The organism is Acinetobacter sp. TG2027 (genome assembly GCF_000302435.1).
In the GTDB taxonomy this organism is placed as follows: domain Bacteria; phylum Pseudomonadota; class Gammaproteobacteria; order Pseudomonadales; family Moraxellaceae; genus Acinetobacter; species Acinetobacter pittii.
The window spans coordinates 325,067-339,522 of sequence record NZ_AMJN01000053.1; the positions used below are offsets into that span (position 1 = coordinate 325,067).

Sequence of the window (14,456 nt, forward strand, 5' to 3'; positions counted from 1 at the left end):
CTCACTTTCTAACTTAAGTCTTATCTGGCTTACTAAAAATTAAAATTTACGCGACTAAGGTTTTATAAAACTCAACGCCAGTAGCAGCTTGAATCTGTTCAAGCGTGACATCTTTAGCAAGTTCAATCAGCTCTACGCCTTGTGGTGTAATGTCCATTACACCTAAGTCAGTAATGACACGATGAACCACACCTTTACCTGTTAAAGGTAGGCTACAGTTTTTAACGATCTTTGGCGTACCATCTTTTGCACAGTGTTCCATAAGCACTACAACTTTTTGGACACCAACAACCAAATCCATGGCACCGCCCATACCTTTGACTTTCTTGCCAGGAATCATCCAGTTCGCTAAGTCACCATTTTCGGAAACTTCCATTGCACCTAAAATTGCAATGTTGACATGGCCACCGCGGATCATGGCAAAAGATTCTGAGCTTGAGAAAAATGCTGCACCAGGGCGAGCAGTAACTGTTTGTTTACCGGCGTTAATTAAATCAGCATCAACAGTTTCTTCAGTTGGAAACTCACCAATGCCTAATAGACCATTTTCAGATTGAAGCCAAACATTAATATTTTCTGGAATATAGTTAGCAACTAGAGTAGGTAAGCCAATACCTAAATTGACATAAAAACCGTCTTCAAGTTCTTTTGCAGCACGTTGTGCCATTTCATTACGTGACCAAGCCATTTTATACTGCCTCCGTGCTTAAAGTTTTATGCTCAATACGTTTTTCAGGTGACGCATTAAGTACAATGCGGTTTACATAGATACCCGCTAAATGGATCTCATCCGGATCTAATTCACCAATTTCAACAACCTGTTCAACTTCGGCAATTGTAATTTTTCCAGCCATCGCACATTCAGGGTTAAAATTCTGAGCAGTTTTACGGAACACTAAGTTACCAGCCTTGTCTGCCTTATAGGCCTTAACAAGAGCTACATCTGCTGTTAAAGATTCTTCTAAAATGTAGTTTTTGCCATTAAAGGTACGTTCTTCTTTACCTTCGGCAATGAGTGTACCAACGCCGGTTTGTGTATAAAACGCCGGAATACCAGCACCACCAGCACGTAACTTTTCAGCTAAAGTACCTTGCGGAGTAAGTTCTACATCAAGTTCACCATTTAAATATTGGCGCTCAAATTCTTTGTTTTCACCAACATAAGAAGAGATCATTTTTTTGATCTGTTTGGTTTGAAGCAAAATACCTAAACCAAAATCATCTACACCAGCGTTATTTGAAATACATGTGAGACCAGTCACACCACTTTGCTTAACTGCAACAATCAGTTTTTCCGGAATTCCACATAAACCAAAACCGCCTACGGCAAGTGTTTGATTATCTGCAATAACGTCTTTTAGTGCTGCCTCTGCATTGGCATAAACTTTATTCATTCTATTGTTATCCTATATCCCTTAGTAATCTTAGTTTTAGCATCACATTTTGCGTTATAGAAGTTAATTTTTTTAAATGATTAATAAGTATAATCAATGAATGGTTTCAAATCGTCTACAAAAGATCAGACGAACATAAAGCAAAATATTTTAAAAAATCACCTCACATCATTGAAAATTATAATAATTAATAATTTTAGCTTAAGCGTATGCTTAGCTCATCCTAAAAAGCAGTCTTTAATTTTTTAAAATTTATATTGAATCAAAGCCTCAATAAATTGAGTTGAAATATTTGAAATTTCAAAGTTCTTTTTATAAACAATTCCTACAGTCTTATGAATAGATTCATCCTTTAACTCAATGAGTACGTTATGTTCTTTATCAATGTGTTTAGCAAAATGTCTTGGAATTGCACTTACTCCAATTCCATAAGCAACGAAACTTGAGAGTGATGAAATTTGGTGACATTCAACTTTCAAATCGAGCGTTATATTATTTCGCAAACAATTTTGCTCAACTAAATATCGAACAATTGAAGGTTTTTGCAATGTCACGAATGGATTTGAACAAAGCTCTTGCCATGTAATAGAAGATGATTGAGCAAGTGGGTGAGTCTTTGGTAATAGAGCTAAGAAATCTTCTTCAAATAGTGGTTTGAACTCTAGGCCTTCGGTGAGATCAGGTTCAAAGCAGATACCAAGCTCGAAAATACCATCTTGTACTTTTTCTATAATGGTTTCATTGGGAATATCGTGAATTGAAAAGTTAAGATTGGGATGAAGTTCTAAAAAGTGGTGAATTACTTCAGGCAGAATTGCATGAGTCACGAAGGGCATTGAAGCGATACTCAAGGTTCCACGATTGAGCTTAAAACGTTGTTTAACATCGTTTTCCATTTCATCCCAATTGGCGAGTAATTTTTTTGCATATGGAATGAGGGATTTACCTTCTTGGGTAAGCTCAACACGGCGAGTATTACGGTTAAATAGTTTTCCGCCTAATTCTTCTTCTAAGCTTTTGATGGTGAGACTTAAGGCAGATTGGCTTAGATGTAGCTCTAATGATGCATTAGCATAGTTGAGTGTACGCGCAAGAGCTAAAAAAGCTTTTAGTTGTTTAAGCGTCATTTCATTCCTTTAGATTACCCAGCTCATTTAGAAGGGTAATTTATACGAAAATTTGTCTAATATGATGTTTTTTGAAAAAATTATAAAAATAAAGCAGGGGACAATAGGCTGAGCTACTTCAGTAAATTTTCCCAACAAAACTCATCTGTGTTATTAGCAAAGTATAGAGCCATTCCAACTACATGGAAAAACAAATAACCTAGCCAAATTGCTTGAGGAGCAACTTTTAAGCCTTCTAATAAAATAGTTGTTGAATAGATTGCTAACAAAAAGGTGAAGAGAATAATGTATGTAGCACTCGCTACAAATTTATATTTTGGTGCTAATTGAGGGATTTTATAACCAATCAAAATTTGCATACCGCAATTTATGATCAATGAAAGTATAGCTACAAGGACTTGTGGCGTATTTAGGTATGTTAAAGAGAGTTGCGTAATTATGAAAATAATTTGCCACAGTACAAACATCCCCAAAGGATATATTATAAATTTAATCCATATCATATTTTGTTTTCTTATCAAGATTTTACATTGTTATTCTATTGAATAATTTAAATTAAATAAATGCTATTTTTAAAAATAAAGAGTATAAATTTATCGAAACTCATAAAGATAAAAAGGTGAATAAATCTAAAAATTAGAAGCCAAAAAATTAAATGCACATCCTTAATAAGTGAACGGCACTTTTATAATTTAGTTAGTAAGTATCCAAAAGAATATATTAATTTTTACTATTTTGAGATAAGGCTTTATAAAAATCATATGAAAGGTTTGAAATGTCATTACCATTGGTTTTTGATTCATTTGAGTAAGGCCTAAATTGAATATTTTTTACTATCAATTAAACTATCATTTTGTATGTAAATTACTGTAATTAGATGGCTACAACTACACATAGTTCAATATATATTTCACGTCCAAGTAATTACGAGGGAGATGGAACTGACGATAAAGAAGAATTTATTGAGACATGCAATATCCATTTTAAAGATATGTTTAAAGATCAAAAATCAATCTCCACACTGTCTGAAATTGAAAAAAAATACTTTGAAAAGTGTGTTTCAGCTTCAAATGATAAATATGCTGCTGAGGAAGTTATTTATGATATTGGAGTTGGTTTTGCGGTACTAATTGTTTTGCTGGGTATAGGCTGGGGATTCTATGAGGCAAAAAAATCTTTAAATACCCCAATGATAATTAATCCCAAGGAAAACACTGAGAATGGTACCAATGGAGACCATATCACTAACGGAGTCATCATAGTCCTTTTTTCCATAATTATTGCTGCATTTATTTATCTAATTTTTAGTTTTGTTTCCGGAATATGGATATCAATTAAATATTAAAGTTTGCAGAGATGTATATGGGCTTGAAAAGGATAAGCCGATTAGTTCTAGTCTTGGTGTGGCAAAATAAGTAGAAGATAAGGTAAAGAAAATCACTATGGAGGTCGTGCAATCTTTTGTGGTCTCTATTGTAGGTATTGATGCATATCAAACATCTCATATTGGTTCAATCAGGTCTAGTGTGTATGGGGTAGGGCGCTATATGAACTGATAGTTTTTTATTTTCTGAACTGTTAAGTTTTAGTCATAATTAAAAGGAGTAATTTCATGAAAAAGATAATTTCATTAAGCTTAATTTTTTCATTAAGTGGATGTGTAAGCCCAACTACCCAAATGACTAATAATAAATTTAGCGAAATACAGCCTTCTATACCTTTAGTGTCAGGGGTATGGACGATTTCAATCGGCCCAAGCATATCAACCATAAAACTTGACGCAGATGGTAATGGAATACTTTGCGACGATACTAGTGGACATGTAGTATTCAATAAAGTTAAGTATTTCAATAATATAATTTATCTTCAAAATGGTATGGTTTTAGAAGTTAAGTTTCTTAACAAAGATATACTCGAAGCTAGAACAATTTTAAGTGCCTCTAATTCGAATATGATTTATAAAGCTGATAACGACTTAAAGGCAGCTTCACTAAAATGTGTTAAAGAAATATAGATACCACTTTATAAATTTGCTGCCATAAGGCCAAATAATCAACGGACCTTTTTCATCGCCCAGTCTGATACATCCATTTTTATCTGCTATAAGCTTTCCATGTGCTGAAGCCATCATTGAAATATTACTTTTCATATTGCTTGTAATAAGTATCGGTTGAATAGAAACCTCTTCATGGTTAGTTATAGTAGGTTTTACCATGCAAGATGTTAGGCTAAAAGCAGTTAAAGAAGCTAAGAGTTGAATTTTCATATAGGGCTTTTTTTATTTACTTTTTAGTAAGAGGTTCTATAAATTGATTGATAATAACGCCTTTACTTAGATCACATGTAGTATCAGGTTTAATTATCCATTTGTAGTTGTTCAAATTAATGGGATAAGCTTCTCCGCTGCCGTAAGCAATCGTGTCTCCATCTTTATATTCTTTTGAGTCAACAATTAAAAGATACTTATTGCTATCCCAATGAGCATCTTTAGTTGCAAAAATAGGAATTACTCGATCATTTGTATTCATTAAATAAACACAAGAGCCTTCAATCTTGATTTGTGCCTCACTATAGCTTGCATTATCAGCATTTAGAGTAACCAATTTGTGGAACAATAACCTTATTTTGAGCCAGAGAAGTATCGGTACATCCATTAAGTAGGATGATCAATCCAGTTTGAAGAGTGAACAAAATATTTCTTTTATTCATAACTCATATACTAGTGAAAAGTCTAAATTATAAAGTCTATCAATAGACATGTAATAGTATTCATTACATTGTCTAGCTTTAGTGACATAAGTAGAAGTTATCTTTAATAAACAAGGCCGTTCTCGAGTAAAGATGAGACTATTAAAAAACACAACTCTATATTCCTGCTCTAATCTTTTGACGATTAAGCTTCAAATTGATTTATTCAGATAAAGATAGAAAATTATCTGCGTAATATTTCAAAAGAATAAGATGAATTATATTTATCAAATTATTTTAAAAAATATATTATTTAATTGTCTTTATTAAATAATATAGAGGCATTAATTTAATTTACTCAATAATTAATAAGTTTTATTAAAAAATAATGACTTTTAAATGATGGTGTTTTACCACCTAAATAAAATAAGTTATTGTATTTTATTGGCATTTTAAAATTTAAATAAATTGCATTGTTTTTAAATATTTTAGTGATATTTTATTTTTAAGCTCATTTACCTATTACCACTCATAGATACTGTGATTTTTATCATTTTAGGTTTGGGATAACCTAAATATCTTTTGGTAATTTTATTGAACCTAATATCTATTCTTTAGGGAGAAGGAATATATGTGGGAATTATTTGTAATTCTACTTTCACTTGGGCTGTTAATGTATACAGCTTACAAGGGCTTTTCTGTCATTCTAATGGCACCAATTTGTGCCTTACTTGCTGTTCTACTCATTAACCCTGCCAATGTCTTACCGTTTTATTCGGGTGTATTTATGCCCAAAATGGTGAACTTTATTAAAGATTACTTTCTTGTATTTTTACTCGGGGCAATTTTCGGTAAAGTCGTTGAAATGTCAGGAATTGCTGAGTCTATTGCACGAACCATTGTGAGATGGATTGGAGCAAAAAAAGCTATTTTAACCGTTGTATTGTTAGGTGCAATTTTAACATATAGCGGTGTAAGTTTATTTGTTGCTGTATTTGCAATTTATCCTTTTGCAAACCAGCTTTTTAGACAAGCTAATATTCCAAAACGTTTAATTCCGGGAACTATTGCGCTTGGTGCATTTACATTTACTATGGATGCATTGCCGGGTACGCCACAAATTCAAAACGTAATTCCAACTACATTCTTTGGCACCAATATTTATGCTGCACCATTTCTAGGAATTATCGGTGCTATCTTTGTTCTATGCATGGGTTTGGCTTACTTAGAATGGCGTCGTCGAGCTGCTGCAAAAGCAGGCGAAGGGTACTCTGGTTTTGGTGTAGACAATACGCAGCCTCAACAAGAAATTGAAGCCGATATGAACTTGCAAAAGAATGGAAGTACCGCTCGTCAGTTCTTAGCATTTGTACCCCTTATTCTTGTTGCAGTAATGAATAAATATTTGTCTAAAGCAATCAAAGAGTGGTATCCAAATGGCTTTGATTTTGCCTCAGTTGGTCTAGCGGATTACACCGTAGATGTTGCAAAAACCGGTGCGATCTGGGCGGTTGGTCTTGCACTCATTGTCGGGATTATTTCTGCAATTTTATTTGATTATCAACGTGTAGTGACGAACTTCAAAGAGGGCATTAATGCCAGTATTGGCGGCTCACTTTTAGCAGTGATGAATACGGCTTCTGAGTATGGTTTCGGTGCAATTATTGCGTCATTACCGGGCTTTGCTCTGATTAGCCATGCAATGAGCAGTACCTTCACAAATCCATTAGTCAATGGGGCTGTGACCACAACCGTTTTAGCAGGTATTACCGGTTCGGCTTCTGGTGGTATGAGTATCGCTTTAAGTGCGATGGCTGAACAATATAACGCCGCGATTTTAGCTGCGGGTATTCCACCAGAAGTCATGCACCGTGTGGTTGCGATGGCATCGGGGGGAATGGATACACTCCCGCATAATGGTGCTGTTATTACTTTACTCGCTGTTACGGGGTTAACCCATAAACAATCGTATAAAGATATTTTTGCAGTCACGGTAATCAAAACGTTAGCGGTATTTGTGGTAATTACAGTCTTTACCGTAACGGGTATTGTTTAAATCAGTGCGTTATAAGTATTAAGGAGTAAATAAATGACAAAACTTTTAGACGGTAAGGTCGCTTTTATTACAGGTTCTGCAAGTGGTATAGGTCTAGAAATTGCTAAGAAATTTGCTCAAGAAGGTGCCAAAGTTGTCATTTCTGATATGAATGCAGAAAAGTGCCAAGAAACAGCGAACTCACTTAAAGAGCAAGGTTTTGATGCATTATCTGCACCATGCGATGTGACTGATGAAGATGCTTATAAACAAACCATTGAGCTTACTCAAAAGACTTTTGGTACGGTTGATATCTTAATTAATAATGCTGGTTTCCAACACGTTTCATCTATTGAAGAGTTCCCAACAGCAGTTTTTCAAAAGTTGGTTCAGGTCATGTTAACTGGGGCATTTATTGGTATTAAACATGTTTTTCCAATTATGAGAGCTCAAAAATATGGTCGTATTATTAATATGGCCTCAATTAATGGACTAATTGGTTTCGCTGGAAAAGCAGGTTATAACAGTGCTAAACACGGCGTAATTGGCCTAACAAAAGTTGCGGCATTAGAATGTGCACGCGATGGTATTACGGTAAATGCTCTATGCCCGGGTTATGTAGATACACCTTTGGTTCGTGGGCAAATTGCAGATTTGGCTAAAACCCGTAATGTAAGTTTAGACAGCGCACTTGAAGATGTGATTTTGGCAATGGTTCCTCAAAAGCGTTTGCTCTCTGTTGAAGAAATTGCTGACTATGCGATTTTCCTTGCGAGTAGCAAAGCAGGTGGGGTAACAGGCCAAGCTGTTGTTATGGATGGTGGTTACACTGCTCAATAATTTAACTGTTTAAAAAGCCGCTTATTTTAAATAGGCGGTTTTTTATTTTAAATAACTTACGATAGTCTATTGTTCAAAATAATGATTTATATCTACTCTATTTGCTTATAAAAAATCTAATAAAATAAGTTTGTTAAGGTATAAAATTATACTTTAAAGGTATTTAACTTATTTCTATTTTTAAAATTTAATAGAGTATGAGAAAGTAATCTTTACTCTCTTTCTTGATTCGATATTTTTCAGGAAAACTCGTCAATTAAAGGATATTAATTGGCATACAAGTTGCTTTTTAAGCAATAAGTTATTTAGCTAGGTGAAAAGGATATGATATCACTCAGCCAACAGATGGAACTCAATCATTATTCACGTAAAGCTGAATTTGCGCAGAATTTGATGTCCACGATTTGTGGTGAACACCGTCTAGACACAATTTACAAAGACACTCTCGATTTTCACTATGACGGAATGCGTTTGCCTAATAAAAAAATGGCAATCGGTACAATCAGTTATGGTGCAAACGTTGCCATCAACATCTCAAATTTAAAAGCGTATAGCATTAGTTTACCTATACAAGGTCGACAAGCTCTCAACATTCGTGGCGCTCATTATCAGTCTGATGAAAACAGAGGCCTTATTGTTTCAAATAACGATCAACAAGATTTGATTATTGATAAAGATTGCAGAAAATTTCAGGTGGTTATTCCTGAGCGAAGTATGCAGATTGTCCTTGCAGATCTACTGAATAAACCTATAGAAACGCCTATCATTTTTAACCCTGAAATGCATCTGGACTCGGAGCAACTGATTGGTGCATGGTGGAAGAATATTCAGAATTTTTTACAGCTAAAATCGCAATATAGTAATTTTTATGGTTTGCAGATGTTATCTGAAGACTATGAAAATTTTGTAATTAAAGCCTTACTATTATCTCAAGAAAATAACTACTCTGAAGCCTTAAAGTCACTCTCACATCAAGATGAACCAGCTTATATCCGTAAGGTTCGTAATTTTATTATTGAACATGCGCATGAAGAAATCTGTGCAGAAGACTTGCAGCGTCTTGCAGGGGTTTCAAAATCAAAATTGTATGATGAATTTCAACAATACTATGGCACCAGTCCAATGTCGTATTTGAAAAAATATCGTCTCCAACAAATTTATAAGATTTTGAGCACTACAGGAGCAGATAGAAAGGTTTCTATTTCAAAGCTTGCCTATGACTGGGGCTTTAACCATTTAAGTCGTTTTTCTCAAGAGTATCGTGAAGAATTTGGAGAAAATCCAAGTGAGACTAAAGGGAAAATTTTCTAATGTTTAATTTTTCCAAATAAAAAAACTGATTTAGGCAACTAAATCAGTTTTTTATTTATTGCCTAATATTTATAAACTTTCTTCGAGCTTTAACACTTGTTTGTTTTTAGATTTCTCATAAATCACTTTGAGACTAAGTGCAATAAATGAGATGAAAGTTGGTATTGCTAGAATAAAGAAAATACCGCTTAAGCTTAGGTTAAAAGTAAAAATGAGCGAGCCAAAGAAAGCACCTAAAATTGCACCGATACGACCAATACCATGCATCCATGAAACACCAACCGCGCGGCAAACTGCTGGATAGAACATAGCTGCAAGTGGCAGTAATGAGGACTGAGCACCAGCGAGTAAGGCACCAATTAAGAAAATAGTAAGACCTAACAAGAAAATATTTGAGCTCACCAGACCAGCAACAATGAATAGGCCGAAAGCGATGAGATATGAATATTTAATGACTGTAGTTGGGTTTAGTTTATCCATGTACCATCCCATAATGGTTGCACCAATCACACCACCAAAAGGGAAAATCGCGGCAATTAAACTAAACTGTTGCGTACTAAAACCAGCTGTTTTTAAAATTGTTGGCATCCAGCTTGTTAAAAGATAAAACACTAAAAGACTCGTAAAGCAGCAGAGCCAAAGCATACTTGAACCCCACAGATATTTTCCTAAAACCACTTTAACTGGATTTTCATCTGAAGCATTTTCTGCTTGAGTTAAAACAAGTTTTACTGGCTCTTGGAAGGAATGACCTTGAATATCTTCTAAAATACGCTGAGCTTTGTCTTGTTGATGACGTGTAATTAAGTATTGAGTTGATTCAGGTAATTTAAGCAATAAAGCAACCACTAAAATTAGGGGAATGCTTCCGCCAATAATAATAACCTTAGCCCAGCCATAGCTTTCTAATAGATAAGCTGACAACACACCGCCACAAGAAATACCCAGCATAAAACCACAGCCAGCAAGACCTGTAAGGAATGCTTTACGTTTTACGGGCATATATTCAGAGACAATCGTACTGATGTTTGGCATGGCTGCGCCTAAACCAACACCTGTAATAAAGCGATAAATCATTAAGTCTTGGGTTGAATTGGCAAAGCCACACAAAATCGTAAATATGGAAAACAAAAGGCTGGTAAAAACAATCACACCTTTACGGCCAAATTTATCGGACAAAGGCCCAGAAATGATTGCACCGATCGACATACCGACTAAGGCAGCACTTAAAACCGGAGCAAGTTGAGGCTTGGTAATCCCCCAATCATCTAATAACGCAGGAGCAATAAAACCAATAATTCCGGTGTCTAAACCATCACAGAAGAAGACAAAAAAGCCCAGGATAAAAACCATCCACTGTAATGGAGACAGTTTTTCGCGGTTGATAATCGTGTTTGCATCTATCGTTTTCATACGTATTCCTTATTCATTAAAATTTTTTGCTGTAATTGACGAAGAAACGGTTTTCTGAGAAATCATTTCCATGCTTAACGTCGTAATTGATGAAGATGTATTGAAGAGCTAAACCTTTGAGGAGTGGCTGTTGAAGGGCATAATTGACAATAATGTTTGCTTCACTTTCTTTATTTTTTAAGCCATCTGCTGTCTTAAAGTGATCGCCATATACATATTTGAAAGTGGTATTTAAACCAGGCACATAATCTTTAAAGTCATAGCCATAGATGAAGTGATAAGATTTTTCATCTTGTTTGAAGAAACCAGTCGTGTTCCAGTTAATGAAATAAGTTTCAGGCAAGAAACCATCTGGTAACGGGTAAGCAGACTCACCAATAATTTGCTGATAACCCACACCAAAGCTGTGATTTTTTACTTTAAGCGTTTCTAATAACCCTACGTTTTGTGCGTCAATGTCAAATAGATTTCCATTATCTTTAGCATTGAAATATTTGAATTTTGAATTAACTGAAAAATTAGCGTTTTTCCATATGTGGTCCATTCCCACATAATGTTTGTTATATAAATCCTCCATATTTCCAAAGTAATATTCACCCTTCAGCGTAGGCGTAAATTGATAGCGAAGATCTATATAGTTAAGGCCGTCGGAGTAACCAGTCACACCTTTTGAAGTAAAAGAAAATCGATGAAAGTCTTCTTCATTTCGCGGTGATACTTTTTCAATACGGCCAATTTCTGCAAAAAGCTTATCGTTTAGCTGGCTCTTAAGATTAGTTCCCCAATAAGACGTTAGAAGTTGTCGACTTGCATCTACAGTGGTTACGGGTAAATCCAGCCATAATTCACCAATGCTGAGTAGCGTTTTGTTATAGCCTAACTTTAAGGTCGCACCATATTTTAGATAATCGGGTGCTTGGGACTGCGTCGCTTTATCGAAAGGTAATACCGTATCTGCAACATGTTTATCTTGGCTTAAACGAACCGCATATTGTGCTGAAGCATTTGCGCCAATTTGAATTGGGGTTCCACCAATTTCTAACGGCGTATCATGCATATTTGAGTTGTAAAATAGAGAAACTGATTGCGACCAGCTACCTGTATCTTTTACATCCGGATTGTCATAGTTTCTGTCTATATATGCATTTTTTAATGTAAATTTCCATTCTTCATCCGCTGAATAAGCCTGAGTAGAAAATGCACTACAACATAAAATATTGATGAGCATTAACGTTTTTTGTTGTCCGTAAATTGGCCATGGTCGCTGCATAAATAAACGCCTTAATTTAGAAAATGACTGGGCTTTTTTTATGTAATCAAACGGATTACATGACTTGATTGAACTATTTTTAGCCAATCGTCACTATCCAATAAGTCCTAATCTTCATCCATTTTTTCCAAATTAGATAAAAAGCATTAATTTAATTTTTTAATTTAAACTTTTGAAATATAGGTGTTTCTTATTTTTTTTAATTTTTATCCAGTTTGATTGATTTTGATAATTACGCAGAGATTGGATAGTGCTTGCAGCTTTTGGACAGTCTAAAAAAAAATTCGGATAGAAGATAAAGCCATAACAATGTCAGGAGTTGACACTATGGCTGGTCAAACCATTCAAATTAAAACTGCATCTGGAAAGCAGTTCAGTGCGTATTTAGCGACACCAGAAACAGGAAAAGGACCTGGAGTGGTGCTTTGTCAGGAAATTTTTGGGGTGAATGCCGCCATGCGAGAAAAAGCAGAATTTCTTGCAGAAGAAGGCTATACCGTTTTAGTTCCTGATCTATTTTGGCGTGTAGCACCTAATATCGAACTGGGTTATACACCAGATGACTTTCAAAAAGCTTTTGAACTTTATCAGCAATATGATGAAAACCTCGGTGTTGAAGATATTCAAGACAGCTTAGCTTTTTTAAAGACACGACCAGAATGTGATACCTCTACAGGTCTCGGAGTGGTTGGCTATTGTTTAGGTGGAAAGCTTGCGTATCTAGCAGGTTGTCGACTTTCGGAAGTGGCATGTGCTGTAGGTTATTACGGTGTAGGCATTGAAAAAGCGTTAGATGAGTTAGCTAACGTAAAGGGTCATTTGGTTTTGCATATTGCAGAACTGGACCAATTTACACCGCCAGACGCTAGACAAGCGATTGTCAATGCAGCCAACCAATATTCAAATGTACAAGCTTATGTTTACGAAGGTGTTGATCATGCCTTTGCACGACCAAAAAGCAACCATTACCACAAACCTTCAGCACGCTTTGCTCACGAGCGTACAGTAACAGCACTACATGAAACGATTGGGCCGAAATATGACCTAGTGGCGCTATGGGAAGAGCATATTCGTCATGAGTTCGATACGCGTGACGTGCCAGCTACCATGGCAACGATGGTTGCTGAACCTTATGTCAACCATATTCCAACCTTAACTGGTGGTGTAGGTCAAAGCCAGCTTGCCCGTTTTTATCAATATCACTTTGTTCATCAAAACCCGAAAGATATGAAGATCACTTCGATCTCTCGTACGGTTGGCTCAACGCAAGTGGTAGACGAGTTCATTATGAGCTTTACCCACGACGCTGAAATTGACTGGTTATTACCGGGTGTAAAACCGACTGGTAAATATGTCGAAATTCCAATGTTAGGTGTGATCCAGTTTAGAGGGTCAAAGTTGTGCCATGAGCATATTTACTGGGACCAAGCATCGGTGCTCGTTCAAATTGGTTTATTAGACCCAACAGGCTTGCCAGTTGCAGGTGTCGAGACAGCACGAAAACTTCTTGATGAAGATCTTCCTTCCAATACTTTGATGCCATCTTGGTCAAGTAGTGAAGGCAAGCCAGTCAATTAAGGAGTATTGCAATGAATATAGATTTAAAAGGAAAAGTCGCTGTGGTGAGTGGTGGCGCAACACTCATTGGTAAAGCTGTTGTGCAAGCTTTGGTGAGTGCGGGTGCTCATGTCGCAATTTTAGATATTGATGCTAAAGGCAAAGCAATTGCAGAAAGCTTTAACCATGATGTGATGTTTATTCAAACCGATTTAACCAGTGATGCGGCTATTCAACAAGCTGTGGCAGATATTCACCAACATTTAGGTGACGTGAGTTACTTGGTGAATTTAGCATGTACCTATTTAGATGACGGTTTTAAATCTTCACGTCAGGACTGGTTACAAGCACTCGATATTAATTTGGTCTCTATCGTTGAGCTGAGCCGTGCTTTATACACTGATCTAAAAAAGCAGCAAGGTTCAATCGTTAATTTTACTTCAATCTCGGCCAAAGTGGCACAAACAGGGCGCTGGTTATATCCAGTGTCTAAAGCCGCGATACGTCAACTCACACAAAGCATGGCAATGGATTTTGCTGCCGATGGTATTCGCGTCAATTCAGTTTCTCCGGGTTGGACATGGTCTCGTGTCATTGCAGAAGTCAGTGGTAATAACCGTGAAAAGGCCGATAGCGTGGCAGCCGATTACCACTTGCTAGGCCGATTGGGCCATCCCGAAGAAGTCGCCAATGTTGTTTTGTTTTTATTGTCACCTGCTGCAAGCTTTGTCACCGGAGCAGATTACGCAGTCGACGGTGGCTATTCAGTGATGGGCCCTGAAGGATCACAGCCTGCTATTCCACGCTTAGCCGAATAGCAC

Annotated in this window: 14 protein-coding genes and 1 pseudogene; 8 read left to right on the forward strand and 7 right to left on the reverse strand. The window is 36.1% G+C overall.

Features of this window, described 5'->3' with window-relative positions:
• Positions 1-46 precede the first annotated feature (46 nt).
• From B806_RS0115670 to B806_RS19960, 4 genes are all read right to left on the reverse strand, one after another.
• A complete protein-coding gene (locus B806_RS0115670) occupies positions 47-688 on the reverse strand; it encodes a 3-oxoacid CoA-transferase subunit B (protein ID WP_014206696.1) in 642 nt (213 codons plus the stop codon).
• A 1-nt stretch (position 689) separates the two neighbouring features.
• The gene (locus B806_RS0115675) at positions 690-1,394 is read right to left on the reverse strand and encodes a CoA transferase subunit A (protein ID WP_002113873.1); all 705 of its coding nucleotides are present in this window, start codon (positions 1,392-1,394) and stop codon (positions 690-692) included.
• Positions 1,395-1,639: 245 nt separating this feature from the next.
• The gene (locus B806_RS0115680; protein ID WP_017386923.1) at positions 1,640-2,521 is read right to left on the reverse strand and encodes a LysR family transcriptional regulator; all 882 of its coding nucleotides are present in this window, start codon (positions 2,519-2,521) and stop codon (positions 1,640-1,642) included.
• 113 nt (positions 2,522-2,634) lie between these two features.
• Positions 2,635-3,024 (reverse strand): hypothetical protein, encoded by a 390-nt coding sequence (locus B806_RS19960; RefSeq protein ID WP_031944606.1) that lies wholly within the window; start codon positions 3,022-3,024, stop codon positions 2,635-2,637.
• Positions 3,025-3,512: 488 nt separating this feature from the next.
• On the opposite strand from B806_RS19960, the gene B806_RS0115690 reads away from it, so the two are divergent.
• The 3 genes from B806_RS0115690 (at position 3,513) to B806_RS20230 (ending at position 4,535) form a co-directional block, all read left to right on the forward strand.
• Positions 3,513-3,866, forward strand: a complete 354-nt coding sequence (locus B806_RS0115690) for a hypothetical protein (protein WP_078225433.1) — start codon at positions 3,513-3,515, stop codon at positions 3,864-3,866.
• 97 nt (positions 3,867-3,963) lie between these two features.
• Positions 3,964-4,077: a hypothetical protein gene (locus tag B806_RS19785; RefSeq protein ID WP_014206701.1), complete on the forward strand. Its 114-nt coding sequence runs from the start codon at positions 3,964-3,966 to the stop codon at positions 4,075-4,077.
• A 56-nt stretch (positions 4,078-4,133) separates the two neighbouring features.
• On the forward strand, positions 4,134-4,535 hold the full coding sequence (locus tag B806_RS20230; protein ID WP_017403212.1) for a J517_1871 family lipoprotein: 402 nt from the start codon (positions 4,134-4,136) through the stop codon (positions 4,533-4,535).
• A 268-nt stretch (positions 4,536-4,803) separates the two neighbouring features.
• On the opposite strand, the pseudogene B806_RS0115705 reads toward B806_RS20230, so the two are convergent.
• Positions 4,804-5,230 (reverse strand): annotated as a pseudogene (locus B806_RS0115705) (hypothetical protein).
• Between the two features lie 610 nt (positions 5,231-5,840).
• Between B806_RS0115705 and B806_RS0115710 the strand changes: the two are divergent.
• The 3 genes from B806_RS0115710 to B806_RS0115720 all read left to right on the forward strand — a co-directional run bounded on the left by B806_RS0115710 (position 5,841) and on the right by B806_RS0115720 (position 9,395).
• Positions 5,841-7,265 (forward strand): GntP family permease, encoded by a 1,425-nt coding sequence (locus B806_RS0115710; protein WP_017386928.1) that lies wholly within the window; start codon positions 5,841-5,843, stop codon positions 7,263-7,265.
• Positions 7,266-7,298: 33 nt separating this feature from the next.
• The gene (locus B806_RS0115715) at positions 7,299-8,084 is read left to right on the forward strand and encodes a 3-hydroxybutyrate dehydrogenase (protein ID WP_017386929.1); all 786 of its coding nucleotides are present in this window, start codon (positions 7,299-7,301) and stop codon (positions 8,082-8,084) included.
• A 324-nt stretch (positions 8,085-8,408) separates the two neighbouring features.
• A complete protein-coding gene (locus B806_RS0115720) occupies positions 8,409-9,395 on the forward strand; it encodes an AraC family transcriptional regulator (protein ID WP_005076090.1) in 987 nt (328 codons plus the stop codon).
• Positions 9,396-9,464: 69 nt separating this feature from the next.
• On the opposite strand, the gene B806_RS0115725 is transcribed toward B806_RS0115720, so the two are convergent.
• Positions 9,465-10,808: an MFS transporter gene (locus tag B806_RS0115725; protein ID WP_017386930.1), complete on the reverse strand. Its 1,344-nt coding sequence runs from the start codon at positions 10,806-10,808 to the stop codon at positions 9,465-9,467.
• 16 nt (positions 10,809-10,824) lie between these two features.
• Entirely contained in the window at positions 10,825-12,036 is a 1,212-nt protein-coding gene (locus tag B806_RS0115730; protein WP_227504976.1) for an OprD family outer membrane porin, read from the reverse strand.
• A gap of 369 nt (positions 12,037-12,405) precedes the next feature.
• On the opposite strand from B806_RS0115730, the gene B806_RS0115735 reads away from it, so the two are divergent.
• Together B806_RS0115735 and B806_RS0115740 are read left to right on the forward strand one after the other, a co-directional pair.
• Positions 12,406-13,656: a dienelactone hydrolase family protein gene (locus tag B806_RS0115735; RefSeq protein WP_017403213.1), complete on the forward strand. Its 1,251-nt coding sequence runs from the start codon at positions 12,406-12,408 to the stop codon at positions 13,654-13,656.
• Between the two features lie 11 nt (positions 13,657-13,667).
• Positions 13,668-14,453 carry an SDR family oxidoreductase gene (locus B806_RS0115740; RefSeq protein ID WP_017386933.1) on the forward strand — a complete coding sequence of 262 codons (786 nt, stop codon included), beginning with the start codon at positions 13,668-13,670 and terminating at the stop codon, positions 14,451-14,453.
• The last annotated feature ends 3 nt before the right edge of the window (positions 14,454-14,456 follow it).